Origin of the sequence: Pseudemcibacter sp. (genome assembly GCF_965661635.1) — a bacterium.
Lineage (GTDB): Bacteria > Pseudomonadota > Alphaproteobacteria > Sphingomonadales > Emcibacteraceae > Pseudemcibacter.
In genome coordinates this window covers 1-4,690 of sequence record NZ_CBFIEP010000152.1, presented here as the reverse complement: position 1 = coordinate 4,690, position 4,690 = coordinate 1, and the positions used below count along the sequence as shown (strand labels likewise).

The 4,690-nt window shown below is 41.1% G+C and carries 4 protein-coding genes; 1 reads left to right on the top strand and 3 read right to left on the bottom strand.

Annotated elements, in window-relative coordinates; translation table 11 throughout:
* From ACTF6W_RS10420 to ACTF6W_RS10410, 3 genes are all read right to left on the bottom strand, one after another.
* On the bottom strand, positions 1 to 363 hold a 363-nt coding region (locus tag ACTF6W_RS10420), incomplete at its 3' end, for a serine hydrolase (protein WP_438994482.1).
* A 101-nt stretch (positions 364 to 464) separates the two neighbouring features.
* The gene (locus ACTF6W_RS10415) at positions 465 to 602 is read right to left on the bottom strand and encodes a hypothetical protein (RefSeq protein WP_438994481.1); all 138 of its coding nucleotides are present in this window, start codon (positions 600 to 602) and stop codon (positions 465 to 467) included.
* A 287-nt stretch (positions 603 to 889) separates the two neighbouring features.
* Entirely contained in the window at positions 890 to 3,457 is a 2,568-nt protein-coding gene (locus tag ACTF6W_RS10410) for a M14 family zinc carboxypeptidase (RefSeq protein WP_438994480.1), read from the bottom strand.
* A 153-nt stretch (positions 3,458 to 3,610) separates the two neighbouring features.
* Between ACTF6W_RS10410 and ACTF6W_RS10405 the strand changes: the two genes are divergently transcribed.
* Positions 3,611 to 4,585, top strand: a complete 975-nt coding sequence (locus ACTF6W_RS10405) for a threonine ammonia-lyase (protein ID WP_438994479.1) — start codon at positions 3,611 to 3,613, stop codon at positions 4,583 to 4,585.
* The last annotated feature ends 105 nt before the right edge of the window (positions 4,586 to 4,690 follow it).

The following is a 4,690-nucleotide window of genomic DNA, read 5'->3' as shown; positions in this document are numbered from 1 at the left end:
ATCATTATTGGCATATTTCCATCTCGTTCCCGGTTTAGCTTCAAGCGAAAGGCCAGTTGACCAATCGCTCATTAAAGCACCACCGAAATAAACATCGTCGGTTCTATTCCCAGCACGGTTATGATGAAGTCCGCTTGTCATATTGAGTAAATTTTCGAGTGTAATATCGCCTCTAGGATCACCCGGACGGTTCCATGCAGCAATATTCGCGGGCTTCTTAACGTCGACTATGTCTTCCATCACAGCGGCGCCAATTACTGTCGCTGCAATTGATTTCGCAACCGACCACGTACGGTGAGAGGTACGCATATTAAAGCCATCTCGGTATTCTTCACCGAGCATTTCATCAGGTGTTGTTACCAGTACTGCTGTGGTATAAGTACCTTCGCCATATGTTTTACTGTCAAATGCATCGTGAATGATTTTATTTAAACGTTCATTACCATATGAACCTGTTTGATTTCCTAACGGCCAAGGGGCATTTTTTCAGCAGGTTTTTCAATATCAATGCGAGGCATATGTTTAGAATCCTCAAGAGTTGAACCTATTGGCACCTGAACGCATCCAAGGTGTTCGCGCCACACCACAATACGTGGTGGCATGACATCACTATAAGAGGCGGTAACATATTTTTCCTGATGATTGATTACGGCGTCGGGTAACGCTTGAAGTGCCTCACGGTAAGCGGGATAAATCCCCGCTAAATCTTCGCGATTAATTTGTTCGACGGATTTTCCACCGTTAAAGATCGAAGAACAAGTAAAGGCCGCTTTATATCATGCGACTTGCGCATTCAAATGATTATCTGTTATTGGATTTTGGGCGAATGCAGAGGCCGTTGATAGTGCTAAAATATACGCAGATTTTTTAAAATTAATCATTTTTATTCCTATCTTCTCGGAGGATTAAATGCTTTTGAAAAATAAAGTCCGTTTAAGAACATTTTATTTGATCCGTAAAAATATGCTCTGAAGTTTGGGTTATTGGCAAATAAAATGACAGAACCTTGCCCCATACGTTCGGCAATAACATTTGCTTTTCCGGCAAGTCGTGCTTGATTGTCTTTTGAAGCAAAACCGGACTCAAGTGCGTTTTCAGGAATTTCTACAACAGTAGCATAGGGATTTTCTGGCTTATCAAAGGCGATCAATGTATCACGGTGGGTATATACATCCCGACTATAATACCCAAAACCAATTGGATGGGTGTTATCCAAATCGCCGCGCATGATTGCGCCACCGACAATATTCTCTACTTCATTTGGAATTTTGTCACCATAATCTTGCCGCTCAAGTGGGTATTCTTCTTTTTCATCTTTGATACCAAGAAGTATTTCACCAGCCCATTTTGCGCCTTGTCGATGTGCGATCACGGTACCGCCCGCTCTTACCCAGTTTTTCATTTTGCGACTTAGGGCTTCATCATTCGCATTATAGGACCCACCTACAAATATGATATGTGTATAGTCACTTATGTCTAATGAATTTAATTTATGCTTATCATAAAGCACCACTGGTATACGCATACGGTAATCAAGTAAGTGCCATACTTCACCGGCGTCATAAGCACGTGTATCTTCACCAACCATAAGTAGGATATTTGGTTTTTCTATTGGCTTGAAATTATTACTACCAAGATCCATTCCAGCTGTAGGAGTACGAATGCCACCGACTGCATGAACTTTAATACCGTCTTCATTTGCTATTGTGCTCATTAATTGATGAAGTTCTTCACCATTTAGTTCACTTCCTTGCCAGCCAGTGGATGTCATTATAGTACCCGCCGCCATATCAATAGTGCCTTCTGAAGTATTGATTGAAAAAGGCATCGTTGCAACTTTAGGTCTTACGCCTGCTTGCAATAATCGGTTTAACGCGCGAGGTGAATAATATTCGTTCCATTCGAACAGATAAGCAGCAGTTGCCATTTCCGGCGCTTGGGCGCTTTCAAATATAGGGTCGATAAGTTCACCGGCGCTTGATAATGCGCGACTGCCAACAGGCGCATAATCCATGCCAAATGTTAAAGGCATAGTGAAGCCAGACACATCATAAAAAGTATTATTTTCAAATGTGGTGATTTTTTCAAATATGCCTTTAATAAGGACATATTGCTGCTGATTGGTTTTAACCATGAAGCTTTCACCAGCTTTATAGGTTTTACCTTCAACGGTCACATCTTCATTCATGACATTAACATCAATTTGATGACGTGCTAGCAGATCACGGAAATGATAGCTTCTTGCTTTATCTTTGGGTGATGTAAATATATATCCCTTAACATCATCTTCGTTTGCCAAGTCCATTGCATTATTAAAAAATCGTTTTTGATAATCGAGAAGGCGTGGACGAAGTTCCAAACCCGCGCGAACCACGGATAAACTTATATTTAAATAAGTGCGAATATTGTCTCTAAAGGAAAGAATGCCATGTTGTGTTTCTACTTCACCAAGGGACCTGGCTTGCTCGAATAGCATTCCAATGCCCGCATTTAAATGCGGGTAAGTTGCCCCTTTACCAATATAGAAATTATCATATCCTTCTTCGCTGAAATATAGACGTGCTTCACTGTCCATAAAATCACGTGGGCGATCAGTCACTTCATCGAGTAAATCGATAGATTCTTTTGGAATATAAGGAAATGTTCGATGTGGCACACCGGGTGGAATATAAAAAGTACTATTGGTTCCCATTTCATGATGATCAACACTTAAATTAGGCTTCCATTCATGGAATTTTTTCACCCAACCTTGGGGGCCAGGTTGCTGCTGAAGTAACCATTGTCGGTTAAGGTCAAACCAATAATGATTGGTTCTTCCGCCCGGCCAGAAGGTATTATGATTTCTACCGTTAGGATCTGTGATAACTACGTTTGATCCATGCATATGGTTCCATGCACTTTGACGGGCATTGCCGTCTGGATTGAAAATAGCGATAAGAAGAACAACACTTTTATCAAGGGTTTCTTTCATATAATCGCTTTCAGCAGCGGCTAAATGATATGCAACAGCCATAGAACTATCATTTGAGCTGACTTCTGCGCCATGAACACCATAGTTTAACCACGTGACCACTGGCATATCGTCGGAAATTTCTTGATTTGAATTTGGGTCGCTCAAAGCAACATGAGCGGCTTTAATATCATCGATACGGGCTAAATTTTCAGGGGAAGAAATTGTGAGCATTAAAATATCGCGCCCTTCATGGGTTTTCGCAATTGTTTCAACCATAACCCGATCTGATTTTTCACCAAGGGTACGCATATATTCTAATAACAAATCGTGTCTTGCCACACGGTGCCCTAGGGGATGGCCGATAATATCTGCTGGTCTTGGAATATCTGGATTATAATTTATGTCAGAAGGAAAAATATCTTTTCCGCGCTCTATTTCCGCCGTGGCAGAAAGAGTGGTGCAAAGTAATACAATTGACGCTAACAGAAAATGTGCGATTTTCATTTAAAGTCCCCTTTAATTTTATGCTTATGAATAAATCCTATTGAAAAGAGGGAACCTGTGCAAGAAATCTGTTTTAAATAATTAAAAGCAAGCTTCACAATATTGTTAAAATCATCTAATGTTTGGGAAAATTTTTAGACAGAGATAATGTAAATGAAATTACCAAACTTTGATGATGTTTTATCAGCGGCTGAGCAAATTGAGGGTTACGCGGTTAAAACACCTTTTTTAAAAGCGCAAGATCTATCAGAAAAATTGGATGCAGAGATTTACATTAAACCTGAGTGTCTACAGCGTGTTGGTGCTTTTAAATTTCGTGGTGCTTTTAATCGTTTAAGTCGATTAAACGAAGAAGAAAGAAAACGTGGGGTCGTCGCATATTCGTCAGGTAATCACGCGCAGGGTGTCGCGGCCTCAGCACAAATTTTGGATATGAACGCGGTTATTGTAATGCCCGAAGACAGTCCAAAAATGAAATTACAAAATACGAAAGATTATGGCGCAGAGGTGATTACTTATAATCGCAACACTGAAAGCCGTGAAGAAATTGCTGAGAAAATCTCAGAAGAACGTGGCTGCATCGTTGTTCCGTCTTTTGAGGATCATTATATCATTTCCGGGCAGGGGACGGCAGGCCTAGAAGCCGTTAAGCAAGCAGAAGAGCTGGGCGTTTCTCTTGATTTGTTTATGACACCTGTTGGTGGCGGGGGACTAATTTCCGGCTGCGCGCTTGCCGTTAAGGGATTAAGTTCAGAGATGGAAATTTACGGCGTAGAACCAGAAGGGTTTGATGATGTTAAGCGCTCGCTTGAAAGTGGTAAAATTGAACATAATGCCCGACCATCCGGTTCTATTTGTGATGCAATCTTGACTGTACACCCAGAACCTATGACCCATAAAATTATGAGCGACAATCTATCCGGTGTCTTAACCGTCACGGATGATGAAGTGCTCGTCGCGATGAAATATGCATGGGAAAAATTAAAACTTGTCGTTGAGCCAGGGGCATCTGTTGCGCTGGCAGCTGTACTTCATGGTAAAATCGACGTGAAGGGTAAGAAATTGTGCATCGTTTTAAGCGGTGGTAATGTTGATGAAGAAACTTTTGTGAAAGCGTTAAATTCCTAATGAAAGAAAAATTTGAAAAAACGGTTAATGGCGGTGGTAAAATTTATCCATATAAAGGTGTTTGGCCAGAAATTGCAGAAGACGCTTTCATCGCGCCAGGTGCAC

Bases quoted from the DNA above. Each gene is read 5' to 3' on its own strand.
- ACTF6W_RS10415 (WP_438994481.1), bottom strand. From the start codon at position 602: ATGCCACCACGTATTGTGGTGTGGCGCGAACACCTTGGATGCGTTCAG.
- ACTF6W_RS10410 (WP_438994480.1), bottom strand. From the start codon at position 3,457: ATGAAAATCGCACATTTTCTGTTAGCGTCAATTGTATTACTTTGCACC.
- ACTF6W_RS10405 (WP_438994479.1), top strand. From the start codon at position 3,611: ATGAAATTACCAAACTTTGATGATGTTTTATCAGCGGCTGAGCAAATT.